Raw genomic sequence first — 25,687 nt, 5'->3', positions numbered from 1 at the left:
GCAGGCACCGGGCGGTTAGTGTTGCGTCAGGTTTGCCAGCATCCGACCCCTCGGGGTCTAGCCGCTATTGCGGCAGTTCCGGTGCAAAAATGCAGGCAAACCGGGTTCCTGTAACAATAGCTGCCGGCCCATCAGGATCGGCAGGAACTGTTCATGCTATCTTATTTCCTCGACGCCAATACGCTATCGATGATGCCGCAAGCCGCGAGAAACGCGGAGTCTATATCCATTTTACTGCTGTCTAGCAAGTGCGCATCCTCTGCCGGCTTCAGAGGACTGTCGGCGCGGTTCATGTCGCGTGCGTCTCGCTGCTCGATATCGGCGAGGATCGCCTCGAAATCAGCCTTGAGACCCTTGGCCTCGATCTCCCGCCACCGACGCTCTGCCCGCACCCTCGGGTCGGCGGTGAGATAGATCTTCACATCAGCGCTTGGGCAGACGACGGTGCCGATGTCCCGGCCATCGAGCACCGCGCCGGGCGGCGTTGTCGCAAACGCCCGCTGCTTTTCAACGAGGATACGCCGCACCGAGGAGATGACGGCAACCTTCGATGCGGCTTCACCCACCTCATTGGCCGACAGCACGGTTCGGTCGATCTTACCAAGATCCACCCCGTGTGCCGCATCCTCGGCATGCTCCACGTCATCGAGTGGCAGGCCTGCATCAAGCAGCGCCTTGGCGACGGCACGATAGGAGAGGCCCGTGTCGAGATGGTTGAGGCGGTAGTGGGCCGCGATCCGCCGCGCCAGCGTTCCCTTGCCGGAAGCCGCCGGACCATCTATTGCAATCACCAGCCCGCTCATACCTGTTCCTCTTCCTTGCCTTGGATCCTGGCGCCAATGCTTTTCATGAGTGAATGAAACTCCGGGAAGCTTGTCGCGATCATCCCATCGTCATCAACCGTCACCGGCTTTTCCGTTGCGAGACCCAGCACGAGGAAGCTCATCGCAATGCGGTGATCCAGATGCGTGGCGACAGTTCCGTCCCCGAGCCCCTTGCCCCCGGGATATCCCTTCACGACGAGATAATCCTCCCCCTCAGTGCACTCGACGCCATTCGCCCTTAGCCCTTCAGCCACAGCCGAGAGACGATCCGATTCCTTGACGCGCAGCTCGCCGATGCCGGGCATCCGCGTCTCGCCTTCCGCAAGGCTCGCTGCAATCGCGAGCACCGGATATTCGTCGATCATCGAAGGTGCGCGATCAGCCGGCACTTCGACACCCTTGAGGCTCGACGAGCGCACCCGCAGGTCAGCTACCTTCTCGCCGCCCTGCGAACGGATGTTCAGGAACTCGATATCGCCGCCCATCTCCTGCAGCGTGAGGATAAGCCCCGTGCGGGTGGGATTCAGAAGCACGTTCTCGATGACGACATCCGAACCTTCCGTGATCAGGGCGGCGACCAGCGGGAAGGCCGCCGATGAAGGATCGCCGGGCACGTCGATCGTCTGTCCGACGAGCCTGCCCTGGCCCTGCAATCGGATGTGGCGGACGCCGTTCCCGTCTGTCTCGACCTCGATCGCCGCACCGAAGCCTGCCAGCATCTTTTCCGTATGGTCGCGGGTCATGACAGGTTCGATAACCGTTGTGATACCGGCAACATTGAGCCCGGCAAGCAGCACGGCCGACTTCACCTGCGCGGAAGGCATCGGCACACGATAGGTGATCGCCGTTCCATGACGGGGGCCCTGCAGCGTGATCGGCAGCCGTTCGCCCTGCTGCGCCTCCAGCACCTGCGCTCCCATTTCGCGGAGTGGATCTAGAACGCGCGCCATTGGGCGCTTCGAGAGCGAAGCATCGCCAACGAAGCGGGTCTTCATGTCATAGGTCCCGACCAGACCCATGGTGAGTCGCGACCCGGTGCCGGCATTGCCGAAATCCAGGTCTTCGCGAGGCTCAAGCAGGCAGCCGTTGCCAACGCCTTGAACAGTCCAGGTGACACCATCCTGCCGGATCTTTGCGCCCATCGCCCGCATGGCGGCGCCGGTGCGCAGCACATCCTCTCCTTCAAGCAGGCCCGTGATCCGGCTTTCGCCCGATGCCAGCCCCGCAAAAAGGAGCGCGCGGTGCGAAATGGACTTGTCGCCTGGCACCCGCACCTGGCCCTTCAGGCCTTCCGACCTGCGGCTGATCGCGGGGTGAGGATTTTGACTGCTGCTCATGGAACTCTCCGGGGCGCCATAATGCTGCTGCGTCTATCATGGCACTGCTGTCCGGTCACCCCTTCTTGCAACCTGTTGCGAGCCTTGCCGTTTACACGGCCAAGAAGGCTTTACAGCGTCAAGATCTGTGGGTATGGGGTGCAAAATACCGATGGCGACTATCCAGCTGGGCGCGCTCCGCCCCATACTGGCGGCTGATGTGGCCTAACGAACCCAAGAGGCATTACGGTGGCTAAACCTGAACTTGGCACCAAACGCATTTGCCCGGAAACGGGCCGCAAATTCTATGACCTGAACAAGGACCCGATCGTTTCTCCTTACACCGGTCATTCCTATCCTCGCAGCTACTTCGAGACCGTGATGGAATCGCAGGTGGAAGAGGAAGAGGAAGTCGATCAGAAGCCGCTGGATGATGATGATGCACCGGAGATCGTATCCCTCGAGGATGCGGAGAACGATGACGTCATCACCTCAGACGACGATGTTCTTCCCGATCTCGGCGACGACGAAGACGTTGATCTCGGCGACGACGACGACACCTTCCTCGAAGATGAGGAAGACGAGGACGACGTGACCGGAATCATCGGCGTCAGCAACGAGGACGACGAGCGCTGATTGCCTTGCTGTTCCCGGAGTATAGCACTTTGGGAACAGCCTCCCTGACTGGACAACAGCAGGGCCTGTGGAATGAGTTTCACTATCCCGCAGGAAATTGAATTTGGGGGCTTGATTATCCCGTCAGCCAACGTTAGAAGCCCCCACATCACGTCGACGACGTCACTGACTGACCGACGGATGGGGCCATAGCTCAGCTGGGAGAGCGCTTGCATGGCATGCAAGAGGTCAGCGGTTCGATCCCGCTTGGCTCCACCAAATCCTTCAGTATCTGACCTGAAGTTTCCCAACCTCCCTTGAAATTCAGCCCGACCGACAAGAGCCTTTCTGCATTGCAGTCAGACTTTCAATGATAGCTCAGAATCAGCTCCGCGCGACGAATTCATGATTCGCCAGAGCAACACCGGAGTTTCGCCCACCCCTGAGGTTCAACTCGCTGCAGTATGAGTGGGAAACGGGATGACCTGCGCCTCCCTGCCGCGCTTCTGGGCTCTGGTCAGCGCCTGAATGACCAGGTCGATCACATCACGCATCTTCTCGCTGGTTGGATCATCGCCACAGAGCTCTTCGCGCGTCAGTTCCAGAAGCACCTTCGCTGCGGCAAAGTCACTCTTCATTGCATGCCTCCCGGCACCGTTTGGCGTCGTCTCGATAGAAACACTCGTTCCTTCACTGATATATCATCAGAGCTACTCGCCGTTGCAAATGACATAGATCACATTTTAACTTTTTCTCGGTTGTCCTCACCCGTTTCATGAAGCTTCTTTGCTAACCTATAGAAACCGGATTCTGTGCTGCGCGTTGTATGTGCCCCTGGCCGCACATAAGTAACCTTCATGGATATACCGACATCGACTGTTCACTCGTTCCGTCCACCCGCTCCGAGCCCGAGGCAGACGCCTCCTTCGGCATTGCAGATGGTCCGGATCGTCTACCGCAATCCGCTCGAACTGTGGGGTGAACCGTCCTACAACGAGCCCTGGATCTCGATCACCGGTGGCGTTGGAGGCCCTCTCATCATCGCCAATGATCCGGGATTGATCCGCTATGTGCTGGTGGAAAACGCCCGCAACTACAAGATGGCGCGGGTCCGCCAGAAGATCCTCCGCCCGATCCTTCACGACGGCCTGCTGACGGCGGAAGGCGAAGTCTGGAAGCGATCGCGCAAGGCCATGGCGCCGGTCTTTACCCCGCGCCATATCGCGGGTTTTGCCGGCTCCATGTTGCAACAGTCGGAACTGTTCGCCGACCGCTATGAAGACAAGGTTGGTGAAGTCGTGGACATCTCCCGCGACATGACCATGCTCACCTTCGACATTCTGGCCGACACGCTTTTCTCTGGTGAAATTGCGGGCGACCCGGAAGATTTCTCCGCACAGGTCGACAGGCTCTTCGAAACCATGGGCCGCGTTGATCCGCTTGATCTGCTCGGCGCACCCGACTGGCTGCCGCGCTTCACACGTATCCTCGGACGCAAGTCGCTCGCCTACTTCCGCAATCTCGTCGCCGAAACCATGCGGATGCGGCAACAGAAGCTGGATAGTGGAGCGGAGGTCCCGGAAGATTTCCTGACGCTCCTGCTTCGTGCGCAGGGGCCGGATGGCCTTTCACGCGCCGAGATCGAGGACAACATCATCACCTTCATCGGCGCCGGTCACGAGACCACCGCCCGCGCACTCGGCTGGACACTTTACTGCCTCGCCAACCTGCCTGCCGAGCGTGAAAAGGTCGAACAGGAAATAGACCGCGTCCTGACCTCCAACCGCCCACCGGTCGAGTGGCTGGACGCGATGCCCCTCACCCGAGCCTCGTTCGAGGAAGCGCTGCGGCTCTATCCGCCGGCGCCTTCGATCAACCGCGAGGCTATCGAGGATGATTCCTTCGCTGACCTGAAGATCAAGCGCGGAACGCAGGTGCTGGTCATGCCCTGGACGGTTCACCGCCACCGCAAGCTCTGGGATGATCCGGAAGCCTTCCGGCCCTCCCGCTTCTATCCCGAGAATCGCGAAGAGATCGGCCGCTTCCAGTATCTGCCCTTCGGTGCAGGCCCGCGCGTCTGCATTGGCGCGAGCTTCGCCATGCAGGAGGCGATGATTGCGCTGGCGGTTCTCATGTCCCGCTACCGGTTCGAGCTGGTGCCTGAGACAAGGCCCTGGCCGGTGCAGAAACTCACCACACAACCAGAAGGCGGGCTGCCTATGCGTGTGACGCGGCGCTAATCCCGTCCGGTGTAAAGGTTCTCGACGTGAACCGGCCACCGCCATGGCAGGATGGCGACAAGATCGTAGCGTAGCGTCAGTCGGGCGTAATCCTTCTGGCGTGACAGCCAGAGAGTGGCAGCGCCATCGATCCGGCGCTGCGAGCCATAGGCGACCGCATCCATCGCTTGCTCCAGCGTACGCCGGGCCTTTACTTCGACGATCGCAACGATGTCGCCCCTGCGGGCAATGAGATCGATCTCGCCGAGCGGCGTGCGATGGCGCCGCGCCACGATGCGATAACCTTTGAGCGTCAGCGCGAGAGCGGCGAGCCACTCGCCCCAATGGCCCTTGCGATAGGCCTTCTGGCGACGTTGGCTGGCTTCAGCTCTCGTCGCCGGCATTGGCTTTGAGCTCCAATAGCCGCTGGTATAGTTCGGATTTCTTGCGTCCCGTCATGCGTGCCGCCTCCCCCGCAGCCTTCGCGGCTGGCATCTCAGCCGCCAGTCCCAACAGCATCTGGTCCGTGTCCGCCTCGCTCGCTTCGGCCTTCTCTGTAGGCGGCGCCACGCAAAGGACGACCTCGCCCTTAGGCGCACCAGCCTCCGCATAGTGCTGAGCCAACTCAGGCAACGAACCCCGCCGTAACTCCTCGAAGGTCTTGGTAAGCTCGCGCGCGACAACCGCCTGCCGGTCACCCAGAACCTCGGCCATGGCCGCAAGCGTGTCCGCCAGCCGCCGTGGCGACTCGTAGAAGACCAGCGTTGCCGGCACATTGGCAAGGGCTTCCATGCGGCTTTTCTTTTGCCCGGCCTTCACGGGCAGGAATCCGGCGAACATGAAGGCATCGTTGGGGAGTCCCGACGCCGTCAGCGCCGACAACACCGCCGACGCCCCGGGAATAGGAACGACACGCACGCCCTGATTGATCGCCTCCTGCACGAGCCGATAACCAGGATCGGAAACGAGCGGCGTTCCGGCGTCGCTCGCCAGCGCCACGCTCTTACCCTGCGCGACGGCAGCGATGAGCCCTGCAGCGGCGTCAGCTTCGTTGTGCTCGTGATACGCCACCATCCGGCGCCTGATACCGTAACGTTCGAGTAAAACACGCGTAACGCGCGTATCCTCGCAGGCGACGAAATCCGCCGCAGCAAGCGTTTCGAGCGCCCGGATCGTCACGTCTCCGAGGTTTCCTATCGGCGTCGCCACGAGATAAAGCGCAGGCTCCAGCGGCCGGGCCGGAATGACCGTACCGCCAATGACAAAGCTCCGGGCCTGTCCGTCGTGTTCCGCTGTCACCTTGTGAACCTCAATCTTATCTAGCCAGCTCGGCGATGAGCGCGTTCAGAACGACCATACCCGCTGGCGTCGCCCGCAGACGCGAGTTTCCGATGGACTCAATCAGCCCTTCCTCCTGCAACATGGCAAGACGTTGCTGATCAAGCCCGCGACCTGCAAGCCGCTCGTAACGGGCAAGGTCGATGCCCTCCACCAGCCTCAGACCCATGAGCAGAAACTCGTCGGCCTCTTCGTCCCGTGTCAGCACTTCACCACCGACAATGCCGGTTCCCTCGCGCTCGACCAGTTCCAGCCAGGTTTCCGGCACCTTCTCCGTGAATGTCACGTTGCGCGTGCCATCCTCGACAAACCGGCCATGAGCCCCGGGCCCCACCCCAACGTACTGGCCATAACGCCAATAGATGAGGTTGTGGCGGCTCTCCGCCCCCGGACGCGCATGGTTCGACACCTCATAGGCAGGCAAGCCGAGGGATGCTGTCACCTCCTGCGTCACGTCATAGAGATCAGCCGCATGATCCGGATCGGGAACCACGAACTTGCCCGCCTTGTGCAGGCCGTAGAACGCAGTCCCTTCCTCAATAGTCAGCTGGTAGAGCGACAGGTGATCGGCCGCATAGCCAATCGCCTGCTTCAGCTCATCCGCCCAACTTTCAAGCGACTGGTCCGGACGCGCATAGATCAGGTCGAACGACATGCGCGGGAAGATGTCGCGCGCGAGACCGATGGCGTAGAGCGCCTCTTCCACATTGTGCAGGCGGCCAAGGAAGCGCAGGTCCTTGTCGTTCAGCGCCTGCACACCAAGCGAAACGCGATTGACGCCAGCGGCGCGATAGCCGCGGAACCGATCCGCTTCGACGGAGGACGGGTTTGCTTCCAGCGTGATTTCGGCGTCCGGCGACAGGTTCCAGAGCTTCGCGACACTGTCGAGCACCGCTCCGACTGTTGCGGGCTCCATGAGCGAAGGCGTTCCGCCTCCTAGAAAGATGCTGGAAACATCGCGCGGGCCGGTGCGCTCGCGCATTTGCTCCATCTCGCGTTGGAACGCGGCGGCAAAGCGGGCCTGATCGACAGGCTTGTGACGGACATGGCTGTTGAAGTCGCAGTAAGGACACTTGGCCGCGCAGAACGGCCAATGCACGTAGACTCCAAAGCCTGCCTCGTCATCAATCATCGGTCTGGCTCAGATGCGTTCTGCGAGCAGCTGGAAAGCCCGCGCTCGATGCGAAAGCGCATGTTCGTCGCCCGGCTTCCAGCCGTGCTTCTCGTCCGCCGTCATTTCACCGAAGGTGCGCTCGTGGCCGTCCGGCTGGAACACGGGATCATAGCCGAAGCCTAGCTCGCCACGTGGCGGCCAGACCAGATGGCCGTGCACCTCACCGCGGAAATATTCGGCTTCACCGTCCGGGAAGCAGAGGCAGAGCACCGCGACGAAGAACCCGCGACGCTGCTCGGGCGTGGTCGCACCGCGCTCCTGCAGCTTGTCCTCGACCTTCTTCATCGCGGCCAAGAAATCGCGCGAACCATCCGGTTGGGTCGCCCAGTCAGCGGTGTAGACACCGGGCTCGCCACCCAGCGCTTCCACGCAAAGGCCGGAATCGTCCGAAAGCGCAGGCAGCCCGGTCGCTTTCGCAGCGGCAAATGCCTTGGTGTAGGCGTTCTCTTCGAACGTCGTGCCTGTCTCGTCCGGCTCCGGCAGGCCGAGGTCGGCGACCGACTGGATCTCGTAGCCGAATGGGGCCAGAAGTCCGTCGAACTCCTTCAGCTTGCCGCGATTGTGGCTGGCAAGAACCAGCTTCTTGTTCTCGATTTTTCTCATCAAAGATTCCAGATACGGGGCTCCGCGAACTCGATCGAGTTACCGGCCGGGTCGCGGACGTAGATCGAACGGCCACCCGCAGGCCACTCGAAGTCGGCCTCGATCTTCACGCCCTTGGCTTCCAGTTCCGTACGCCAGCGCTCGATCTCTTCGGCGCTCGCGGCAAAGCAGAGATGCCCCGGTCCCCGCGCACCATGGGTCGGGACCGGCAACTTCGCATCCTCATATGGCACCGACGTGGCGTCGGGGTTGAACAGCAGCAGAACGCCCTGACCGCAGCGGAAGAACACATGGCGTCCTTCCGCCTTCAGAATGATCTCAAGGCCAAGCACATCACGGTAGAACCGCTCCGCCGCATCCAGGTCATCCACATAGAGCCCGGATTCAAGTATTGCCCTTGGTTGCATCGCTGTTTCTTCTCCTAACTCAGCCGACAGCCATCTTCTGCAGTTCGATCAGGCGGGAGATGCCCTTGCGCGCAAGGCCCATCAGCGCCTGGAATTCTTCGTCCGTGAACGGCTCGCCTTCGGCCGTGCCCTGAATCTCGACGATCCCGCCCTTGCCGGTCATCACGAAATTGGCATCCGTCTGGGCAGTGGAATCTTCCGCGTAGTCCAGATCCATCACCGGCACGCCATCGTAGATGCCGCAGGAAATCGCCGCGACATAGTCCTTCAGCACCTTGTCGAGCTTGATCATGTGACGGGCATGCATCCACGACAGGCAGTCGTGAAGGGCGATGAAGCCACCGGTGATGGCTGCCGTGCGGGTGCCGCCATCGGCCTGCACCACGTCGCAGTCGACCGTGATCTGCACTTCGCCCAGCGCCTGCAGGTCCACGACCGAGCGCAGGCTGCGGCCGACAAGGCGCTGGATCTCCAGCGTGCGTCCACCCTGCTTGCCGGAGGAGGCCTCGCGGCGCATGCGCGTTCCCGTGGAGCGCGGCAGCATGCCGTATTCGGCTGTCACCCAACCTTTGCCCGTGTTGCGCAGCCAGCCCGGCACCTTCTCTTCAAGGCTTGCGGTGCACAGCACATGCGTATCGCCGAACCGCACGAGGCACGAGCCTTCAGCATGCTTGGAAATGCCGCGCTCGAAGCTGATCGCGCGCATTTCGTCCGGTTGACGTTTGGATGGTCGCATTGAATGGCCTTTCAGGTGTGCAAAATGACGAACTGTTGCGCCGCTTGTAGCTTTCCACTTCTATGGAAGCAAAGAAATTCAGAGTACCTATATAATGACAATGGGGTACGAACCAGCTTGGCCTGTAGAGGCATAGAGGGCAAAAAGAGCAATGACGAAGCCTGTCTTGGACCAATCGCTTCAGTCGATGGACACCCGGTCCCGCGAAGTCTTCCGCCTCATCGTAGAAAACTACCTGGCGGAAGGCGACCCGCTGGGATCGCGCAACCTTGCGCGCCGGCTGCCGCAGCAGCTGTCGCCGGCAACCATCCGCAACGTGATGAGCGACCTTGAGCATCTTGGGCTCATCTACTCGCCGCATATCTCTGCAGGACGCCTGCCGACCCAGCAGGGCCTGCGCTTCTTCGTCGACGCTTTCATGGAAATCGGCGATCTTTCCGAGAAGGAACGCCAGGTCATCGAGGCGCAGGTGGTGGCCTCCGGCCGCAGCCAGTCGCTCGAACAGATGTTGACCGAAGCAAGTCAGATGCTGTCGGGGATGTCGCGCGGCGCTGGCGTGGTGCTGGCGGCAAAGTCTGAAGCGCCGCTGAAGCACATCGAATTCATCCAGCTTGAGCCGCGCAAGGCGCTCGCCATTCTGGTGAGCCAGAACGGCGACGTGGAGAACCGCATCCTTGAACTTCCCGCCGGCGTGACCAGTTCGCAGCTCGTCGAGGCCGCCAACTATCTCAACGCCCACATCCGCGGCCTCACCCTGGGCGAAGCGCGGACTGAGATGGAACGACTTCGTGAAGAAGCCCGCAACGCGCTCGACACGCTGTCTCAGTCGCTGGTTGACCAAGGCCTCGCCATCTGGACCGGCCGCGACACGGACACGCCGCAGCTCATCGTTCGCGGCTGGGCGAACCTGCTCGACAACACCATGGCGCAGGCGGATCTTGACCTGCTGAAGCACCTCTTTGAGGACCTTGAGGCGAAGGAGTCGCTGGTCCAGCTGCTCGATCTCGCGGAAGAAGGTCCGGGCGTCCGCATCTTCATCGGCTCGGAGAACAAGCTCTTCTCGCTGTCGGGATCGTCTGTTGTGGTCGCACCCTATCGCGACAAGAACGCGAGGGTGATCGGCGCGCTCGGCATCATCGGCCCGACCCGCCTGAACTACGCGCGGATCGTGCCGATGGTCGACTACACGGCCCAGCTCGTCAGCCGCATGCTGCGGTGAGAGGCAGCGGACGGGACTTCGCCTCTTGATTTTGCCGCCGCAAAGCTCGATATCCGCCAAGACTTACCAGAGACCCATAACGGATAGGCAATGACCACGGACCCGAAGGATCACTCCGCACCCGCAGAGAACCAGACCGAAGAACAGGTTCTGGAGAATGCCGGCGAAAACAATGCTGAAGCAACGCCGACCGAAGAAGACGTTCTGCTTCGCCTTGCTCGCGAGAATGAAGAGCTGAAGGATCGCGCGCTTCGCCTTGCAGCCGAGATGGAAAACCTGCGTCGCCGCACCCAGCGCGACGTGGCCGATGCGCGCAGCTTCGGCATCGCCAACTTCGCGCGCGATATGCTGGCTGTTTCGGACAACCTGCAGCGCGCGCTGCAGGCACTGCCACCGGAAGCTCGCGAGTCTGAAGAGCACGGCCTGAAGGTGCTTGTTGAAGGCGTTGAGATGATCGACCGCCTGATGCTCTCGACGCTGGAGCGCCATGGCGTGAAGCGTATCGAGCCGGAGGGCCAGAAGTTCGACCCGAACTTCCATCAGGCCATGTTCGAGGTTCCGAACCCTGAAGTTCCGGCAGGCACCGTCGTGCAGGTCGTGCAGGCAGGCTATGTGATCGGCGAGCGCGTCCTGCGTCCCGCGATGGTTGGCATTGCGACTGGTGGCCCGAAGGCAGCGCCCGCACCTGCAGAAGGCTCTGACGACGCAAAGTAAGAGTTACCACACGAAGTACGTGAAGGCCGGCCCAGCGCCGGCCTTTTCATATGGAAGGGCATTGCCTAAGGGCGGCTTTTCTTCCACCGTCAGCCAACACGTGTCGGGGATTGAGCGATGACCCTTTTCCAGCTGATTGATTATGCGAGCGTGGCGGTCTTCGCCGCTACCGGAGCCTTGGCCGCCTCCCGCAAGCAGCTCGACATCATCGGCTTCATCTTCCTTGCCTGTGTCACGGGGACTGGCGGCGGAACGCTGCGCGACCTGGTTCTGGACGTGCCGGTCTTCTGGGTGGTCAACCCAGACTACGTGCTGGTTTGCAGTGTCGTAGCCATTCTCGTCTATTTCACCGCCCATCTGGTGGAGTCGCGTTACAAGCTCCTGATCTGGCTGGATGCGATCGGACTTGCGCTCTATAGCGCGGTCGGCGCGGCAAAGGGCATGGCTGTAACGGGATCACCCACCATCGCGATAATATCGGGCGTTCTGACCGCAACCTTCGGCGGCGTGTTGCGCGACCAGCTGGCGAATGAGCCGTCAGTACTTTTGCGGCCGGAGGTATATGTGACGGCCGCGCTAATCGGCGCTGCCGTCTTCACGCTGACGGGCTTCGCGGACTTCCCGCCTCTTGTTGATGCGCTGATCGCCATGGCCGCCGCCTTCATAATCCGCGCTGGCGCGCTGAAGTTCGGCTGGACCTTCCCCCGCTACAAACCGCGTCCGGGCCGCAAGCCGGAGGAAATCGTTTAAAGCAAGCCGGCCTGCGTCGCGGCATCCTTGAGGCTGATCTGCAGGCGGGGACCGACCTGCTGGATCACGAGGCCGGCGGCAAGCGAACCGAGCTTGCCGCAATGGGCAAAGTCGAGCCCGCGCGTGTAGCCGAACAGGAAGCCAGCGGCGAAGAGATCGCCCGCGCCGGTGGTGTCCACCACTTCATTCACCTTCAGTGGATCGACGCTCACGGTCGTGCTTCCCTGCACGACCACCGAGCCCTCGGCGCCCCGCGTGACGATGCCGAGCTTGCAGTCCTCGCGGAACGCCGCTAGCGCCGTATCCAGCGATGCCGTCTGGTAAAGCGACTTCACCTCATGCTCGTTGGCGAAGACGATGTCGACCGTCCCCGATCGCATCAGCTGCAGGAACTCGTCGCGGAAACGGTCCACGCAGAAAGGATCGGAGAGCGTGAAGGCAACCTCGCGGCCCGCCGCATGGGCGATGGCTGCGGACTTCAGGATCGCTTCCTTGGCGAGCGGCGGATCCCACAGATAGCCCTCGAAATAGGTGACCTTGGAGGCCTTGGCCTTTTCTTCCTCAACGTCATCCGGACCGAGCTCAATGCTCGCGCCAAGATAGGTGTTCATCGAGCGCTCGCCATCCGGCGTCACGAAGATCATGCTGCGCGCCGTTGGCGGAAAACCTTCAAGTGCCGCAGTGTCGAAAGCCACGCCCTGCGCACGGATGTCATGGCGAAACACGTCGCCGAGCGAGTCATTAGCCACCTTGCCGAAATAGGCTGCCTTGCCGCCAAGACCGGCAAGACCAGCGGCCGTATTGCCTGCGCTGCCTCCGGAGGTCTCAACCGCTGGTCCCATCTGCTCGTAGAGATAGGTAGCGCGCTCCGCATCGATGAGATTCATCGCGCCCTTGATGATGTTGTTCTCGACCAGAAAAGACTCTTCGCAGCGGGCAATGATATCGACAATGGCGTTGCCGATGCAGAGGACGTCGTATTCGCTCATGAAGGTCTCCGGTCGAAGCGATGGGTGTGATTAACCAGCGTTTAGAGCATTTTTAAAGCAAAGGGAAACCGGGAAGCCTTATGAAACTTGTAGCAGGACCCGAAGCTACCTACTTCGGGGGAACTGAAGCAGTTCCAGGAAAAGTGGGAACCGGTTTTCCGTCCGGAACTGCGTGAAAGCAAAAATTGGATCATTTCTGCGGTTCGCCGAAAAGCTGAAATGATCCGTATTCCGGCTGAAAGGGCTTTGTTGAATGATCTTTGATGCTGCGCGCCTGGCAATCAGTCAGCTTTTCACGCCGCCCTTTCGCAGTGTGTTCTTCAAGACGATTGGCCTGACGCTGCTCCTGCTCGTTGCCTCGTGGTTCGGCGCGAAAGAGCTCTTTGAATATCTGGCGATGCCCTGGATCGACCAGCTCTTCCCCGGGCTACCCAGCTGGGTGGGTTGGCTTGGCCTGATCGCGGCGATCGTTGCGGGCATCGGCCTCGCGCTCGTCCTTGCCTTGCTTATCGCGCCGGTTTCAGCCGTTGTTGCGGGCATCTTCCTCGATGAAATCGCCGAAGCGGTAGAGCGCGACACCTACCCGCAGGACCCTCCCGGCAAGGCGGTGCCGCTCGGCCAGTCGCTCGTCCTCTCGGTCAAATTCTTCGGCATCGTTGTCATCGGCAACGTCATCGCGCTGTTGCTTCTGCTGGTGCCGGGCGTGAACCTGATCGCGTTCTTCGTGGTGAACGCCTACCTGCTCAGCCGCGAATTTTTCCAGTTCGCCGCCATGCGCTTCGTTTCGGAGGCTGACGCGCGGGAGCTTCGCCGCCGAAATTCGGGGACCATATTTCTCGCCGGTTTCGTAATCGCCGCACTTCTGTCTGTGCCGATCGTCAATTTGCTCACGCCTCTCTTCGGCGCGGCTATGATGATGCATCTCTACAAAGCAATTGCCGCCAGGCAACCGGCCACAAGACGGGTACCTGAACCGGCGCGTTGAAACGAAAAGGCCCCGGCGTCGTCTCCGACCCGGGGCCTTATTGCAGTCCGACAGAGCTTATCCGTGCAGGACTTCCCGGGACGCGACGGTCGAATCCGCGTTGAGGCGGTAGACGATGGGCTCACCCGTTGCGATCTCCAGCTGCAGGATCGTCTCGGTGTTCAGGCGGTCGAGCACCATGGCGAGCGAACGCAGCGAGTTGCCGTGAGCTGCAACCAGCACGGTCTCACCGCGCAGAACGCGGGGCAGGATTTCCGTCATGTAATACGGCCACACGCGAGCGCCGGTGTCGCGCAGGCTCTCGCCTCCCGGAGGCGGTACGTCGTAGGAGCGGCGCCAGATGTGCACCTGCTCCTCACCCCACTTTTCGCGAGCGTCATCCTTGTTGAGGCCGGAGAGATCGCCATAGTCGCGCTCGTTCAGCGCCTGATCGCGGATCGTCTCAAGACCTTCCTGTCCAAGCTCGCCCAGGATGAGGCTCAGCGTGTGCTGCGCACGGGTCAGATCCGAGGTGAACGCGATATCGGGCTTGACGCCAAGCGCCTTCAGGCGCTGGCCGGCTGCCTTGGCTTCCTCAACGCCCTTCTCGGTCAGGTCCGGATCGCGCCAGCCCGTGAAAAGGTTCTTCAGGTTCCATTCGCTCTGACCGTGGCGAACGAGAATGAGAGTTCCCGACATGCTTGTTTCCTCGATGCACGTAAGTGAAGTTTGGTTTCAGTTGAGCCCGAGCACGTCGAGCATGGAGTAGACACCGGGCTTTTTGTCCCGAGCCCAGAGTGCGGCCTTCACCGCACCACGGGCGAAGATGGAGCGGTCCTCGGCATTATGCGACAGGACGATGCGTTCGCCAGCGCCCGCTAGAATGACCGAGTGTTCGCCGACGACAGAACCGCCGCGCAGCGTCGCAAAGCCAATCGTACCCGCCTCGCGTGCTCCCGTATGCCCGTCGCGGACGCGCACACTGTTGTCCTCGAGGCTGATGCCGCGCCCCTCAGCGGCAGCCTGGCCGAGCAGCAACGCGGTGCCCGAGGGTGCATCGACCTTGTGGCGATGGTGCATTTCCAGCACTTCGATATCGAAGTCGGCGGCACCCAGAGCCTTCGCCGCCTGCTTCACCAAAGTTGCAAGCAGGTTGACGCCGAGGCTCATGTTGCCCGATTTGACGATCGTCGCATGACGCGCGGCTGCACTGATCTTTGCCTCATCGTCTGCCGAAAAGCCGGTCGTGCCGATGACATGCGCAATCCGCGCCTGCGCGGCATAGCCAGCAAATTCAACGGAAGCGGCGGGGGCGGTAAAATCCAGCACACCGTCGGCCTTTGAAAAGGCAGCCAGCGGATCGTCGGTGATCGTCACCCCAAGCGAGCCAACGCCAGCAAGTTCACCGGCATCGCGGCCTAGCGCGGGTGAACCCTGCCGCTCGACAGCACCGGCAAGGACAACACCTTCCATCTCATGGATGACGCGGATGAGGGTCTGGCCCATGCGGCCGCCAGCGCCCACCACGACAAGGCCCATATCAGCCATCTAGAATTCCTCCTTGGGAGTGCTTTCTTCCTGCTCGCCGCCGTCCAGCAGGCTTTGAGCCTTTTCCGTTTGCATACGATAAAACCGTGCGTAAAGCCCATCGGGTTTGTGGGCAAGGCTATCATGCGTGCCTTCTTCCACCAGATGGCCGTCCTCAAGCACCACAATATGGTCGGCATTGACGACGGTTGATAGCCGGTGGGCAATCACCAGCGTCGTACGCTTGTCCATCACGCGGTCGAGCGCCTGCTGCACCTTGGCTTCCGACTCATTGTCGAGCGCGGAAGTAGCCTCATCGAGCAGCAGGATTGGCGCGTTGCGGACAATCGCGCGGGCAATCGAGATACGCTGCCGCTGGCCGCCCGAAAGTGTGGCACCGTTCTCGCCGACCAGCGTATCATAGCCTTCCGGCTGCTGCAGGATGAACTCTTCGGCATTGGCGAGCCGCGCTGCTGCCTCGACCTCCGCGTCCGTCGCATCCGGCCGTCCGTAGCGGATGTTGTCCCGGATGCTGCCCTCGAACAGATACGGATGCTGCGAGACATAGGCGACCGAATGCCGAAGCGACTCCTTCGTCACGCCCGTAATGTCCTCACCGTCGATGGTGATCTTGCCGCCGTCCGGATCGTAGAAGCGCAGGAGCAGCGAGAAGAGCGTCGACTTGCCGGCACCCGAAGGACCTACGATCGCGGTCGTCTTCCCTGCTTGAGCGCGGAAGCTCACGCCGCGCAGCACCGGGCTGTTCTCTGCATAGGAGAAGCGGACATCATCGAAATCGATCTCACCGCGAGAAACCTTCAGAGAAGTCGCCCCCGGCCGGTCCTTCTGGTGCGGTTCCGTATCGAGGATCTCGTAGATCATGCGCGCATTGACGAGCGCGCGCTCGATGTTCACCTGCACGCGGGCAAGCCTGCGCACCGGATCATAGGCAAGAAGCAGAGCCGTAATGAAAGCGAAGACCGAACCGGGCGGCTCTCCGGCGGTAGAAGCGCGCCAGCCCGCATAGGCAAGCACCGAAGCAATGGCAGCACCCGCGAGAAACTCGGTGATGGGCCCCAACCGCTCCGAAACGCGTGCGATCTTGTTGGACCGGTTTTCGGCATAGTCGATCAGTCCGGTCATCTTGCTCGCAAGCACATTTTCCATGGTGAAAGCCTTCACCACGGCAACGCCTTGCACCGCCTCCTGCATCGCGCCCAGCAGGTGCGAATTGATCTCCACCGATTCACGGGTGACGGTCCTGAGCTTGCGCATCAGGTAGTTGACCGAAAAGATCAGCGGCGGGCCGATGATGAATGCGGCGAGCGACAGCACCGGATCCATGTAGACCATCACACCGACCAGGCCGACCAGCGACACGAAATCGCGGACTGCGGCAGTAATGGTCAGGTTCAGGAGATCGCGGATGCCTGTAACGTTCTGCGAGATCTGAGCGGCAAGCTGCCCCGAACGTGCGCTGGAGAAGAACGCGAGATCCAGCTGCATCAGGTGGTCGAACAGCCGGCGCTGATAGCGGGCAACGATATTGTTGCCGACCTTGGCGAGCAGCACGGACTGCCCGTAGGTCGCAAATCCGCGCACCATGAACGCCACGAGCACCGCACCACAGATCCAGGCAAGCAGGCTCCACTGCTGCTGCACGAAGACGTCATCGACGATCGACCGCATGATCCATGCGGTAAAGGATGTGGTTGCTGCAATGGCAAGCATGCAGATCGCCGCCATCGTATAATGAGGAACGAACTCGCGTCCGTTCTCATTGATCACGCGGCGGATAACCGCGATGACCTCATCCGAACCGGCTCTCTCGTGCTTCTTCTTGCCAGGCAACAGTCCAGTGTCCTCGAACTGCACAATTCCAGGAATGCGTGGATCCCGATGGGATTGCGATGAAACAGAGCCGGAGCGAATGCCCCGGCCAACATGAGATTGCCTTAACGTCTGATGCGGCCAACCGCAATGCAGTTACTACACGTGTTTCCAGCGTCGACCAGTGGTATTCACGCCAAATCTGGCAGGAGTACGGGCAAAGGCCGCTAGACCGGCAAGCGCCGCACGGGGGTGGGTGATCACGAAGATCGGTAGTTCACGCATTACGTGGCTGTGCGGCGCCTTGTCTTCAAAGGCTGCGCGCAACCGCCCGTCCGTGAGCGCAGGCAGGATGCGCTGTGCGATCCCGCCCGCAAGATAGACACCGCCATGGCTCATGAAGATGAGCGCAAGATCACCCGCAACGCGCCCGAGGAACGTCACGAACATGTCCAGCGTCTCGGCTGCCGTCTCATCGGAGCGATCGAGACCAGCCTGCGTGATTTCTTCCGGCTGCGTGAACGCAGGCGTCTTGCCATCTGCCATGGCCACGGCGCGATAGAGATTCACGATGCCGCGGCCGCATAGGATCTGCTCCGCCGAAATGCGGCCCTCGATCTTCTCGACATGCCTGAAGACCTCGATCTCCCGATCATTGCGCGGTCCAAGATCAATGTGACCGCCTTCGCCGGGAACAGGAATCCACGCGCGTCGCGAGTGCAGCAGAGCAGAAACACCAAGGCCCGTGCCGGGTCCAAGCACGACGCGGCTACCGGTCGTCGCGGCAACGCCACCACCGATCCGCTCCAGATTTTCCTCGCCGAGCGCCACCACGGCCAGAGCCTGCGCCTCAAAATCGTTGAGCACGATGATGTCGGCGATGTTCAGGTTTTCCATCATCTCGCGCGGACGAACGACCCACTTGTTGTTGGTCATTTCGATCTCGTCGCCCTCGATCACCGCCGCAACGGCCAGCAGGGCAGACCTTGGAATGATGTTCGTCTGGTCGAGAACGCTCTGGATCGCCTCATCGATCGTGGCGAAATCAGCAGTCTGGATGGTCGGAAATTCGCGCGTATCCGCATAGGCATCCACGATGATGGCAAACCGCGCGTTCGTGCCGCCGATGTCGCCGATCAGGATCGGATATTCCAGCACGACACTTTGATCAGACACAGACACCATATGCTCAGAGCCTCAACGTTTGCCGGTACTTGAGCGGTTTAACGCACTGGACCGCTGAATGAAACATTCAGAAGATGAAAATTCGCCAAAACAATAACTTAACTCATGCCAATGCGTCCGGTTCCAGTCCGGACGCATCAAGGCAATGGGCCTAGCGCGAAGGTCGCGGCGTCGGCAGCGGAACGTTCTGGGGCTGCAGCGACATTACCGGGTAGGCAGCGCCTGCGCGTGCTGCCACCGGCTGCTGCATTATTTCGCCTGGTCCGGTGTAGGTCACCGCCACTTCCGACGCTGGCGCTGGCGCCGCAAGCACTGCCTGGCACTGGGCGGGAAGCGCCGCCATGGTCATGACATCCCGGGCCTTGGGCTTGGCCGGGCCGGTCGCCGGTCGCCACGGCTCTTCCGTGAACCACCAGGCGAGCGACTTGTCGCAACCGTCGCTGCGCGGAACAGGGTCCTGACGCTTGCAGCCGGCCGAACCGGGCGGGCAGCTCATACGGACATGGAAGTGCGAGTCATGGCCCCAGTAGGGACGCACCTTGCGAAGCCAGCTCCGGTCACCCTGGACCGTATCGCAGAGCTTCTTCTTGATGCCGGGATGCACCAGGATGCGCTCGATCTGCGGATAGCTCGCCGCCCGTCGAAGAACCGCTTCATGGGCCCGCGTCCAGCGAGCGTCGTCAACATAGAGCGAGTTCTTGCGCAGCATGGAAGGTGATCCGTCGCGCTCGCGCTGCTCCACTGTCATCCGCTGCGCCGGCATGGGCGAGAACCAGATGTCGGCATCGAGGCCAATCTGATGAGAAGCGTGGCCCGTCAGCATCGGTCCTCCGCGCGGCTGCGAGATGTCGCCGATCAGCAACCCACGCCAACCATCCCGCGCCGCATCGCGCGAGAACTGCTCCAGAAGCCTGATCATGTCCGGATGACCCCAGCGCCGGTTCCGGCTCAAGCGCATCACCTGCCAGGTCGGACCGTCTGGCGCGATGGCAATGCCGCCGGCAAAGCAGCCTTTTGAATAGAACCCATAGGAAGAAGGCTGGGCAACGGCAGGAAGGCGATGCGCAGCAAACAGGTCGCGCGCCAGCGGTTCAGCGGAGGCTTCCGCTACCAACACCGAGGCCAAGGTGAGAGTCGCACAAATCAGACGATTCACAAACTGCCGCATTGAATCCCTCTCTCGCTGACCGACACGATAGCAGAACTTTGACTTGAGGAGCATATCCACCAGACGTTTCCCTATGGTTAAGGCGCTGTTAAGACCTTCCCCAAAGGTTGTCGTGCCACATGCTGTCCATGGCCTCACGATAGGTCGGAAAAAGCATCCGGTACCCCGTTCCAATGAGCTTTGCGTTGGATACGCGCTTGCATTCGCCATAGAACGATCGGGCCATCGGCGTCATCTGCGCCTCGTCGAAGAGAACTTCCGGCGGCGGCTCCACTCCCATCAGGGATGCGGCGAACTCCACCACGTCCTGCGGTGGAGCAGGCTCGTTGTCGGAAACGTTGAAAATGCCGGACTGACCGTTTTCAATGAGATGCGCCGTGGCTCCGGCGATATCCTCCACATGAATGCGGTTAAACACCTGCCCCGGCTTCACGATACGCTTGGCCGTACCATTCTGCAGGTTCACGAACGCATTGCGGCCGGGTCCGTAGATGCCCGAGAGCCGCAGGATGGTGAGCCCCACGCCCGCCTCATCCGCGAAACGCTGCCACTCCCGTTCCGCAAGAAGTCGTTGGTGTGAACGACGAGACGTGGGCCGGCATTCCGTGGTCTCATCCACCCAGGCGCCATCGTGGTCGCCATAGACGCCGACGGTCGAGAGATAGATGACGCTTTGAAGCTTTGGCAGCCCCGCGCCCCTGAGGTCGTTCGGCACCGGATCTCCCGCCTCGTTCGGCGCGATCGATACAATAAGATGGGCGATCTCCTGTAGCTCGGCGGAAAGCGCTGGTGTGATCTCACCGTTATAGACCGCCGGCGTGACGCCATCGTCCTGAAGCAAAGTGGCTTTTTCAGCCGTGCGATTGGTGCCGGTAACCCGCGCACCCTTGTTGGCCAGAACCCGCGCAATGGCACGTCCCGAAAATCCTGCCCCGAAAACCAGAACGCGCATCTGCTCCAAGCTCATTTCTCCAACCCTTGGGCCCATTCGTCCTGAACCTCAGGATCAGCCTCGCCGCCCCTCAGTTCATGCGCCAGTGTCGCAAACTCTCCATCATCCATCAGCCGTGACAAAGCCCAGACGGCCATGCCGCGCACGATGGGCGACTCATCATGTACAAGCTCCCGACAGGCGGGAATGAAGCTCCGCATCCCGGAATTTCCCACCGCAATCAGCACATTGCGCACGAACCGGTCCCTGCCGATACGCTTAACCGGAGACGCCGAAAAGAACGTCCGGAAGGTTGGATCATCAAACGTCAGGAATTCCGAAAGCTCCGGAGCCTGAAGATTATCTCGGGCCTTCAGCTTCATCTCCGCCGTGGCCTGAGCGAACTTGTTCCACGGACAGATGGCGAGGCAATCGTCGCAACCATAGATGCGGTTGCCCATTAGCGGCCTGAGCTCGTGGTCGATCGGTCCCTTGTGCTCGATGGTAAGATAGGAAATGCACCGTCGCGCGTCGATCTGATAGGGCGCCGGAAAGGCGTTCGTCGGGCAGATGTCCTGGCAAGCGCGGCACGAGCCGCAATAATCCCGCACGGGAAGGTCAGGATCAAGCTCCGCCGTCGTAAAGATCGCGCCGAGGAAGAGCCATGAGCCGAACTCGCGGCTGACGAGATTGGTGTGCTTCCCCTGCCAGCCGAGACCAGCAGCGGCGGCGAGCGGCTTTTCCATCACAGGGGCGGTATCGACAAACACCTTCACGTCGGCGCCTGCGCGCGACGCGATCTTGCTTGCGACCTGCTTCAGCTTCCCCTTGATGATGTCGTGGTAGTCGCGGTGCCGCGCATAGACGGAGATGGCCGCCCTGTCCTTCTGCTCCAGCAACTCGAGCGGATCCCGGTCCGGACCATAATTCATGCCGAGCATGATGATGGAGCGCACTTCGGGCCACAGCCCCTTAGGTGTGCCGCGTCGCTCTGCAGTCTCGGCCATCCACTCCATGGTGCCGTGCCGGCCTAGCGCTACGAATTCGGCAAGTCGCCCCGCTGTATGCGGAACGGCATCCGGCGTCGTAAAGCCCACTGCGTCGAAGCCGACAGCGTGGGCTTCGCGCTCGATGAAAGCGCGCAGCCGATCTTGTGGCTGGGCGCGAACGATACTCATTAGAAGTCGATATCCGCATAGTGGGACGCCGGAGCAAGTCCGCGAACACGCTCGGCCAGCAGCGGGCGGAACGACGGACGCGACTTCATGCGGCTATACCAGTCGCGCGCTGCTTCAAATTCGCGCCAGTCGATCTCGCCCATATAGTCGAGAATGGAGAATGTCGCCGCTGCAGCCACGTCGGCATAGGAAAGCTTCGGACCTGCAAGCCAGTCGCGCGTTGCCGCCAGCCAGTTCGTGTATTTCAGATGCTGCCGCACATTGGCGCGCGCCGCGCGAATAGCACCCGAGTCCGGAGCGCCTTCACCGCCCATCAGCGGCTTCAGCGCGCGCTCATGAACGAGGTGCTTCGTCACTTCGGCCTCGGTTTTCACGAGATACCAATCCATCAGCCGGCGAATCTCGGCGCGCGCAAACGGATCTTCCGCCATCAGCCGCCGTTCGCGCTGGAACACACCGCGCGTCTCGTCGAGATATTCGGCAATTGTTGAGGCACCGACCAAAGGATGATCCCCTTCGGCCAGCAGAACCGGGATATTCCCAGCCGGGTTAAGTGCCAGGAACTCCTTCCGGCGAGTCCAGGGGCGCTCCTCTATAAGAGACACTTCCTCGCCGTACTCGCCAAGAGCAATGCGAACAAAACGGCACGAAGCATATAGGGGATGATGAAAGAGCGTCAGCATGCGAGGGCTCATTGAATGAAGTTACTGGCCAATCGGCCACTGGAACAGTATTCCTCCCACAGCCCGATTCACAGGCTCCCCGGTTGAGCTATATGGGCGATTTTCTGATGTGACAAGCGACGCAGCTGAGGAGTTATCGTGGGCGATACGACCATTGTCGAAGCACTGCTTTTGGGCATTCTTGAAGGCCTCACTGAGTTCATCCCTGTCTCCTCGACCGGCCACATACTGCTCGCGGGACATTTCCTGGGCTTTGAGTCTACAGGCAAAGCCTTCGAAATCCTTATACAGCTGGGCGCAATCCTCGCAATTTTGAGCGTTTATGCCGCCCGCCTCTGGCAGATCCTGATCGATTTGCCGCGTGACCCGGCGACAAGGCGATTCGTGTTTGGCGTTCTGCTCGCCTTCCTGCCTGCGGCAGTCATTGGCGTTCTGGCGTATAAGATCATCAAGACAGTTCTGTTTGAAACGCCGATACTGATCTGCACGACCCTCGTTCTCGGCGGCTTCGTGCTGCTCTGGGTGGACCGCTGGGCAACCAGGCCCCGCTATTTCGACGCGACCCGCTATCCGCTCTCCATGTACCTGAAAATCGGCCTGTTCCAGTGCCTCGCCATGATCCCCGGCACATCGCGTTCCGGCTCCACGATCGTCGGCGCACTGCTTCTCGGCGCAGACAAGCGGTCCGCGGCCGAGTTTTCGTTTTTCCTGGCCATGCCCACGATGGCCGGCGCGTTCGCCTACGACCTCTACAAGAACTACGACATCCTGACGGCCGCCGATCTTCAGATCATTGGCGTAGGCTTCATTGCAGCCTTCGTGGCCGCATTGTTGGTCGTCCGCTCGCTCCTGAACTACGTGTCGAAGCGCGGCTACGCGTTCTTCGGCTGGTGGCGGATCGTGGTCGGTCTCGCCGGTTTTGCCGGCTTGCTTCTTTTTGGATAAGCGGAAGCTAACCGATTTTCTCCAGGCACACATTGGTGTGCCCTGCGCGAATGAAGCCAAGCTTCGAAGCAGCGCCCTTGGAAAGATCCAGGATCCGGCCGCGAATAAACGGGCCGCGATCATTGATCCTTACGACGACGCTGCGTCCATTGGTTGGATTTGAGACTTTGAGCTTGGTTCCGAAAGGGAGGCTGCGATGCGCGGCTGTCATTCCCGAGGGGTTCATTCTTTCCCCTGAAGCGGTCTTGGACGTGAGAGCGTACCAGGATGCTCGACCGCACTGCGCGTAAGCTGTTGATGATGCCATGAGAAGTACGGCGGTGGCCGCGAAAAGGCTGACGCGCCCCGGCGGAAAAATTCTCTTCATTAACCAACTCCACAGTTTGTGTAGTTGGAGCTTAGACCCGCTAAATACGGCGAGGGATGGACAACCAGGGGAAGAAGTAGCTCAACTCCGCAAACAAGAGTTGTTACAGCAGCTTAAGAAAAGTTCCTTGGGGCAAACTGTCCCACAGACGCAAAAAAGCGCTCGTCGAGGGAGGAGGATTCGACGAGCGCTTCTTAAGTTGGTCAGCTCTCGGGAGGAGGGAGGAGCGCTGACCAGGCCCGCGGGGTCAGGAGGAGGAGGAGGACCGCCGCGAGAACTTGGCCGCTACATAATGTGATAATTGCCGGTTTTAAAGAGCCTGAACGCATTTCAGCCTTGCATTTTTGCGTGCGGCATACCCGCGCAGGCATTGGCACATCATCATTCTACATAGTACCTCTAGGACGATAAATTGAATACTCCAGTTATCGTAGCATCAATACTTGATTAAATCTTCCATGCCTAAATCTTGACAAAGTTAAATTTAGTAATTCATCAAATAATTGATTCCTGAGAGGCAACAATGCGAGCCATACTTTCCCTTTCTTTTCTTGCCCTAGTTAGTGCTCCGAGTTTTGCCGCCGACATCATTTTCGATCCAGATCCGGTTCCTCCTATGGTTGCCCTTCCGGAAGCACCCTTTTCCTGGTCGGGCCGCTATATCGGCATCGACCTCGGCTACGGCAAAAGCAAGGTCAAGCAAGAATATGCAACCGCCACGACCGCCACAGACCTGTTCAACATCAAGCAGGGCGAAGGAGCATTTGGCGGCGTCTATGCCGGCTTTGGACGCCAGGCCCGAAACCTCTACTTCGGTTTTGAAGGTGACGTTCAATACGCCTCGATAAAAGGCAAGAGTACGAATGTGGCCGGAACTACAGGCGAATTCACCCCCACATGGCTAGGGTCAACGCGACTGCGGGCCGGTTACGCCATCAACAATGTCCTGGGTCAGGATATGGGCCATCTGCTCCCGTACCTCACAGGTGGATTGGCCTTTGGCGGCTTCAAGGCCACCACGAAGACCAGTGCAGGGGCGGAATGGAGCGCATCACGTCCCGACACCGGTTATACTTTGGGTGCGGGCATAGATTATGCGATCAACAACAACACCATTGCCAAGCTCGAGTACCAGTACATGGACTTTGGCAAGCGAACCTTCTCGGATGAGACTGATTATGTCCGCCTGCGGATGAAGGCTCATACCATTCGTGCGGGTGTGGCCTACAAGTTCTAGAGCGTTTCGGCTTTCCGTCCCGGACCGCGGGAACAACAAATAGTTAAAGCGAGCATTCAAACACATGAAGGCGGACTGAATTGGCCCGCCTTCATGTGCGTATCGATACCTATCTATTGCTCAACGCTCTTCTTGAGCAGCGCTTCCATATCCCAAGTCGTGTGATTGGTGAGCGTCTTGGGCAGTTCCTCGACAACCCGCTGCGCAACCTCCTTGTGCATTGCCTTGCGCAATGTGCCCAGGACGACGGGAGGGGCCACGATGATCAGCTTCTCGAATTCACCCCTGTGCGCGGACTTGTAGAGCCGCTCGGCCACCTTTTCCGCAAAACGTTCCTTGCCGATGCGCTGCCAATCCGTCTCTTCATAGCCGCTCTTGTTCGGTGTACCGGCATCGAAGAAGCGTCCGGGCTGGTCCGTACCCTGCTCTCGCGTTGGCAGGTTCTCTTCCTTCATCTCCCGGACAACCTCGAAATTCGGATATTTCACATCCCCCTCGTTCCGCAGGAACAGTGCCTTTTCTCCGTCGGCGACCAAGATCCATATGCCGTGTTCAAGCCGCGTAGCTGCCATGCTGCTCTCCCTGGGTTTGCGTTGTGATTTTGCCTCTTCAACGTCTGGGCCAAGCCCGTGTTCCAACGAAGAACCTTCCCCTCCACGAACGAAATTCTCCTCAAGTGCCTGTTCAGCGGAAAAACAATTGCGCCTGCTTTCAAGCCGCGCCACGCGGTTTCTTCAGAAACCGGGCGATCCAAGTCAGACTTCGGGC

At 60.5% G+C, this 25,687-nt stretch carries 28 protein-coding genes and 1 tRNA gene; 9 read left to right on the top strand and 20 right to left on the bottom strand.

From position 1 onward, the window contains the following. Positions 1-161 precede the first annotated feature (161 nt). Both cmk and aroA read right to left on the bottom strand, forming a co-directional pair. Positions 162-803 carry a (d)CMP kinase gene (gene cmk / locus IEX27_RS04785; protein WP_188719796.1) on the bottom strand — a complete coding sequence of 214 codons (642 nt, stop codon included), beginning with the start codon at positions 801-803 and terminating at the stop codon, positions 162-164. Continuing rightward, on the bottom strand, positions 800-2,161 hold the full coding sequence (aroA, locus tag IEX27_RS04780; protein ID WP_188719795.1) for a 3-phosphoshikimate 1-carboxyvinyltransferase: 1,362 nt from the start codon (positions 2,159-2,161) through the stop codon (positions 800-802). The genes cmk and aroA overlap by 4 nt, the downstream gene beginning before the upstream one ends. Positions 2,162-2,389: 228 nt before the next feature. Between aroA and IEX27_RS04775 the strand changes: the two genes are divergently transcribed. Both IEX27_RS04775 and IEX27_RS04770 read left to right on the top strand, forming a co-directional pair. After that, entirely contained in the window at positions 2,390-2,776 is a 387-nt protein-coding gene (locus IEX27_RS04775) for a TIGR02300 family protein (protein WP_188719794.1), read from the top strand. A 182-nt stretch (positions 2,777-2,958) separates the two neighbouring features. Further along, positions 2,959-3,034, top strand: a tRNA-Ala gene (locus tag IEX27_RS04770). 170 nt (positions 3,035-3,204) lie between these two features. On the opposite strand, the gene IEX27_RS04765 is transcribed toward IEX27_RS04770, so the two are convergent. Continuing rightward, entirely contained in the window at positions 3,205-3,393 is a 189-nt protein-coding gene (locus IEX27_RS04765; RefSeq protein ID WP_188719793.1) for a hypothetical protein, read from the bottom strand. A 219-nt stretch (positions 3,394-3,612) separates the two neighbouring features. On the opposite strand from IEX27_RS04765, the gene IEX27_RS04760 reads away from it, so the two are divergent. Beyond that, positions 3,613-4,995 (top strand): cytochrome P450, encoded by a 1,383-nt coding sequence (locus tag IEX27_RS04760; protein WP_188719792.1) that lies wholly within the window; start codon positions 3,613-3,615, stop codon positions 4,993-4,995. On the opposite strand, the gene IEX27_RS04755 is transcribed toward IEX27_RS04760, so the two are convergent. The 6 genes from IEX27_RS04755 to rph are packed head-to-tail and all read right to left on the bottom strand — an operon-like array spanning position 4,992 to position 9,232. Next, a complete protein-coding gene (locus IEX27_RS04755; protein ID WP_188719791.1) occupies positions 4,992-5,378 on the bottom strand; it encodes a YraN family protein in 387 nt (128 codons plus the stop codon). The two genes, IEX27_RS04760 and IEX27_RS04755, sit on opposite strands and share 4 nt — an antisense overlap. Further along, positions 5,359-6,273 (bottom strand): 16S rRNA (cytidine(1402)-2'-O)-methyltransferase, encoded by a 915-nt coding sequence (gene rsmI / locus IEX27_RS04750; protein WP_188719790.1) that lies wholly within the window; start codon positions 6,271-6,273, stop codon positions 5,359-5,361. Before rsmI ends, IEX27_RS04755 begins: the two co-directional genes overlap by 20 nt. A gap of 16 nt (positions 6,274-6,289) precedes the next feature. Continuing rightward, positions 6,290-7,444 (bottom strand): radical SAM family heme chaperone HemW, encoded by a 1,155-nt coding sequence (gene hemW / locus IEX27_RS04745; protein ID WP_188719789.1) that lies wholly within the window; start codon positions 7,442-7,444, stop codon positions 6,290-6,292. A 9-nt stretch (positions 7,445-7,453) separates the two neighbouring features. Then, positions 7,454-8,089, bottom strand: coding sequence for an RdgB/HAM1 family non-canonical purine NTP pyrophosphatase (gene rdgB / locus IEX27_RS04740; protein WP_188719788.1), 636 nt, complete (start codon positions 8,087-8,089; stop codon positions 7,454-7,456). Beyond that, the gene (locus tag IEX27_RS04735; RefSeq protein ID WP_188719787.1) at positions 8,089-8,496 is read right to left on the bottom strand and encodes a VOC family protein; all 408 of its coding nucleotides are present in this window, start codon (positions 8,494-8,496) and stop codon (positions 8,089-8,091) included. Before IEX27_RS04735 ends, rdgB begins: the two co-directional genes overlap by 1 nt. Positions 8,497-8,515: 19 nt before the next feature. Further along, on the bottom strand, positions 8,516-9,232 hold the full coding sequence (rph, locus tag IEX27_RS04730) for a ribonuclease PH (protein ID WP_188719786.1): 717 nt from the start codon (positions 9,230-9,232) through the stop codon (positions 8,516-8,518). A 151-nt stretch (positions 9,233-9,383) separates the two neighbouring features. Here rph and hrcA point away from each other — a divergent pair, with 151 nt between their 5' ends. The 3 genes from hrcA to IEX27_RS04715 all read left to right on the top strand — a co-directional run bounded on the left by hrcA (position 9,384) and on the right by IEX27_RS04715 (position 11,915). Next, positions 9,384-10,451, top strand: coding sequence for a heat-inducible transcriptional repressor HrcA (gene hrcA, locus IEX27_RS04725; protein WP_188719785.1), 1,068 nt, complete (start codon positions 9,384-9,386; stop codon positions 10,449-10,451). 90 nt (positions 10,452-10,541) lie between these two features. Further along, positions 10,542-11,165, top strand: a complete 624-nt coding sequence (gene grpE, locus IEX27_RS04720; RefSeq protein WP_188719784.1) for a nucleotide exchange factor GrpE — start codon at positions 10,542-10,544, stop codon at positions 11,163-11,165. 117 nt (positions 11,166-11,282) lie between these two features. Beyond that, complete coding sequence (locus IEX27_RS04715) at positions 11,283-11,915, top strand: trimeric intracellular cation channel family protein (RefSeq protein WP_188719783.1); 633 nt, start codon at positions 11,283-11,285, stop codon at positions 11,913-11,915. On the opposite strand, the gene IEX27_RS04710 is transcribed toward IEX27_RS04715, so the two are convergent. After that, positions 11,912-12,904: an adenosine kinase gene (locus tag IEX27_RS04710; RefSeq protein ID WP_188719782.1), complete on the bottom strand. Its 993-nt coding sequence runs from the start codon at positions 12,902-12,904 to the stop codon at positions 11,912-11,914. The genes IEX27_RS04715 and IEX27_RS04710 overlap by 4 nt on opposite strands. 253 nt (positions 12,905-13,157) lie before the next feature. On the opposite strand from IEX27_RS04710, the gene IEX27_RS04705 reads away from it, so the two are divergent. After that, positions 13,158-13,889, top strand: coding sequence for a sulfate transporter family protein (locus IEX27_RS04705; RefSeq protein ID WP_188719781.1), 732 nt, complete (start codon positions 13,158-13,160; stop codon positions 13,887-13,889). Between the two features lie 57 nt (positions 13,890-13,946). Here IEX27_RS04705 and IEX27_RS04700 read toward each other — a convergent pair whose 3' ends face one another. The 8 genes from IEX27_RS04700 to IEX27_RS04665 form a co-directional block, all read right to left on the bottom strand. Further along, a complete protein-coding gene (locus IEX27_RS04700) occupies positions 13,947-14,567 on the bottom strand; it encodes a 2,3-bisphosphoglycerate-dependent phosphoglycerate mutase (RefSeq protein WP_188719780.1) in 621 nt (206 codons plus the stop codon). Positions 14,568-14,603: 36 nt separating this feature from the next. Next, positions 14,604-15,416: a 4-hydroxy-tetrahydrodipicolinate reductase gene (dapB, locus tag IEX27_RS04695; protein WP_188719779.1), complete on the bottom strand. Its 813-nt coding sequence runs from the start codon at positions 15,414-15,416 to the stop codon at positions 14,604-14,606. After that, positions 15,417-17,141, bottom strand: coding sequence for an ABC transporter ATP-binding protein (locus IEX27_RS04690; protein WP_188720048.1), 1,725 nt, complete (start codon positions 17,139-17,141; stop codon positions 15,417-15,419). Positions 17,142-17,384: 243 nt separating this feature from the next. Continuing rightward, positions 17,385-18,410: a glucokinase gene (locus tag IEX27_RS04685; protein ID WP_188719778.1), complete on the bottom strand. Its 1,026-nt coding sequence runs from the start codon at positions 18,408-18,410 to the stop codon at positions 17,385-17,387. Between the two features lie 151 nt (positions 18,411-18,561). Continuing rightward, positions 18,562-19,578: a penicillin-insensitive murein endopeptidase gene (gene mepA, locus IEX27_RS04680; RefSeq protein WP_188719777.1), complete on the bottom strand. Its 1,017-nt coding sequence runs from the start codon at positions 19,576-19,578 to the stop codon at positions 18,562-18,564. A gap of 88 nt (positions 19,579-19,666) precedes the next feature. Beyond that, positions 19,667-20,539: an SDR family oxidoreductase gene (locus IEX27_RS04675; protein ID WP_244630217.1), complete on the bottom strand. Its 873-nt coding sequence runs from the start codon at positions 20,537-20,539 to the stop codon at positions 19,667-19,669. Positions 20,540-20,541: 2 nt separating this feature from the next. After that, positions 20,542-21,687: a tRNA epoxyqueuosine(34) reductase QueG gene (queG, locus tag IEX27_RS04670; protein WP_188719775.1), complete on the bottom strand. Its 1,146-nt coding sequence runs from the start codon at positions 21,685-21,687 to the stop codon at positions 20,542-20,544. Continuing rightward, a complete protein-coding gene (locus IEX27_RS04665; protein WP_188719774.1) occupies positions 21,687-22,370 on the bottom strand; it encodes a glutathione S-transferase family protein in 684 nt (227 codons plus the stop codon). Before IEX27_RS04665 ends, queG begins: the two co-directional genes overlap by 1 nt. Positions 22,371-22,508: 138 nt before the next feature. Between IEX27_RS04665 and IEX27_RS04660 the strand changes: the two genes are divergently transcribed. Continuing rightward, entirely contained in the window at positions 22,509-23,315 is an 807-nt protein-coding gene (locus tag IEX27_RS04660) for an undecaprenyl-diphosphate phosphatase (RefSeq protein ID WP_188719773.1), read from the top strand. A 7-nt stretch (positions 23,316-23,322) separates the two neighbouring features. Here the strand turns inward: IEX27_RS04660 and IEX27_RS04655 are convergent, their stop codons facing one another. Further along, the gene (locus IEX27_RS04655; RefSeq protein WP_373869864.1) at positions 23,323-23,622 is read right to left on the bottom strand and encodes a septal ring lytic transglycosylase RlpA family protein; all 300 of its coding nucleotides are present in this window, start codon (positions 23,620-23,622) and stop codon (positions 23,323-23,325) included. Between the two features lie 583 nt (positions 23,623-24,205). On the opposite strand from IEX27_RS04655, the gene IEX27_RS04650 reads away from it, so the two are divergent. Next, positions 24,206-24,919 carry an outer membrane protein gene (locus tag IEX27_RS04650; protein ID WP_188719771.1) on the top strand — a complete coding sequence of 238 codons (714 nt, stop codon included), beginning with the start codon at positions 24,206-24,208 and terminating at the stop codon, positions 24,917-24,919. Positions 24,920-25,032: 113 nt separating this feature from the next. On the opposite strand, the gene IEX27_RS04645 is transcribed toward IEX27_RS04650, so the two are convergent. Then, on the bottom strand, positions 25,033-25,491 hold the full coding sequence (locus tag IEX27_RS04645; RefSeq protein ID WP_188719770.1) for a baeRF12 domain-containing protein: 459 nt from the start codon (positions 25,489-25,491) through the stop codon (positions 25,033-25,035). Between the last annotated feature and the right edge of the window lie 196 nt (positions 25,492-25,687).

Source organism: Nitratireductor aestuarii (assembly GCF_014641695.1).
GTDB lineage: Bacteria > Pseudomonadota > Alphaproteobacteria > Rhizobiales > Rhizobiaceae > Chelativorans > Chelativorans aestuarii.
This window is presented reverse-complemented; position numbering and strand designations above follow the sequence as displayed.

Coding starts and splice junctions, on each gene's coding strand:
- dapB (WP_188719779.1), bottom strand. CDS start 15,416: ATGGCTGATATGGGCCTTGTCGTGGTGGGCGCTGGCGGCCGCATGGGC.
- rdgB (WP_188719788.1), bottom strand. CDS start 8,089: ATGAGAAAAATCGAGAACAAGAAGCTGGTTCTTGCCAGCCACAATCGC.
- IEX27_RS04645 (WP_188719770.1), bottom strand. CDS start 25,491: ATGGCAGCTACGCGGCTTGAACACGGCATATGGATCTTGGTCGCCGAC.
- IEX27_RS04690 (WP_188720048.1), bottom strand. CDS start 17,141: ATGGCGGCGATCTGCATGCTTGCCATTGCAGCAACCACATCCTTTACC.
- IEX27_RS04685 (WP_188719778.1), bottom strand. CDS start 18,410: ATGGTGTCTGTGTCTGATCAAAGTGTCGTGCTGGAATATCCGATCCTG.
- IEX27_RS04760 (WP_188719792.1), top strand. CDS start 3,613: ATGGATATACCGACATCGACTGTTCACTCGTTCCGTCCACCCGCTCCG.
- IEX27_RS04715 (WP_188719783.1), top strand. CDS start 11,283: ATGACCCTTTTCCAGCTGATTGATTATGCGAGCGTGGCGGTCTTCGCC.
- IEX27_RS04650 (WP_188719771.1), top strand. CDS start 24,206: ATGCGAGCCATACTTTCCCTTTCTTTTCTTGCCCTAGTTAGTGCTCCG.
- IEX27_RS04710 (WP_188719782.1), bottom strand. CDS start 12,904: ATGAGCGAATACGACGTCCTCTGCATCGGCAACGCCATTGTCGATATC.
- hemW (WP_188719789.1), bottom strand. CDS start 7,444: ATGATTGATGACGAGGCAGGCTTTGGAGTCTACGTGCATTGGCCGTTC.
- IEX27_RS04735 (WP_188719787.1), bottom strand. CDS start 8,496: ATGCAACCAAGGGCAATACTTGAATCCGGGCTCTATGTGGATGACCTG.
- IEX27_RS04705 (WP_188719781.1), top strand. CDS start 13,158: ATGATCTTTGATGCTGCGCGCCTGGCAATCAGTCAGCTTTTCACGCCG.
- aroA (WP_188719795.1), bottom strand. CDS start 2,161: ATGAGCAGCAGTCAAAATCCTCACCCCGCGATCAGCCGCAGGTCGGAA.
- IEX27_RS04665 (WP_188719774.1), bottom strand. CDS start 22,370: ATGCTGACGCTCTTTCATCATCCCCTATATGCTTCGTGCCGTTTTGTT.
- grpE (WP_188719784.1), top strand. CDS start 10,542: ATGACCACGGACCCGAAGGATCACTCCGCACCCGCAGAGAACCAGACC.
- cmk (WP_188719796.1), bottom strand. CDS start 803: ATGAGCGGGCTGGTGATTGCAATAGATGGTCCGGCGGCTTCCGGCAAG.
- IEX27_RS04700 (WP_188719780.1), bottom strand. CDS start 14,567: ATGTCGGGAACTCTCATTCTCGTTCGCCACGGTCAGAGCGAATGGAAC.
- hrcA (WP_188719785.1), top strand. CDS start 9,384: ATGACGAAGCCTGTCTTGGACCAATCGCTTCAGTCGATGGACACCCGG.
- IEX27_RS04755 (WP_188719791.1), bottom strand. CDS start 5,378: ATGCCGGCGACGAGAGCTGAAGCCAGCCAACGTCGCCAGAAGGCCTAT.
- queG (WP_188719775.1), bottom strand. CDS start 21,687: ATGAGTATCGTTCGCGCCCAGCCACAAGATCGGCTGCGCGCTTTCATC.
- rph (WP_188719786.1), bottom strand. CDS start 9,232: ATGCGACCATCCAAACGTCAACCGGACGAAATGCGCGCGATCAGCTTC.
- IEX27_RS04765 (WP_188719793.1), bottom strand. CDS start 3,393: ATGAAGAGTGACTTTGCCGCAGCGAAGGTGCTTCTGGAACTGACGCGC.
- IEX27_RS04655 (WP_373869864.1), bottom strand. CDS start 23,622: ATGGCATCATCAACAGCTTACGCGCAGTGCGGTCGAGCATCCTGGTAC.
- mepA (WP_188719777.1), bottom strand. CDS start 19,578: ATGCGGCAGTTTGTGAATCGTCTGATTTGTGCGACTCTCACCTTGGCC.